The following is a 244-nucleotide window of genomic DNA, read 5'->3' on the forward strand; positions in this document are numbered from 1 at the left end:
GTCGCGCTGGCTCGAAACGCTCAAGCGCCCGAAGCGCATTCTCATCGTCGACGTGCCCATCGAACTCGATAACGGCACCGTCGCGCACTTCGAAGGCTATCGCGTGCAGCACAATGTGTCGCGCGGTCCGGGCAAGGGCGGTGTGCGTTATCACCAGGACGTGACGCTGTCGGAAGTGATGGCGCTGTCCGCGTGGATGTCGGTGAAGAACGCTGCCGTGAACGTGCCGTACGGCGGTGCGAAG

1 protein-coding gene is annotated in these 244 nt (G+C 63.5%); it reads left to right on the plus strand.

All coding sequences use genetic code 11. The features are described 5' to 3' along the window. A partial coding sequence (locus SB771_RS36360) for a Glu/Leu/Phe/Val dehydrogenase dimerization domain-containing protein (protein ID WP_410722206.1) occupies window positions 1-244 on the plus strand: 244 nt, incomplete at both ends.

The sequence above is a fragment of the Burkholderia sp. SIMBA_051 genome (genome assembly GCF_046534915.1).
Lineage (GTDB): Bacteria > Pseudomonadota > Gammaproteobacteria > Burkholderiales > Burkholderiaceae > Burkholderia > Burkholderia ambifaria.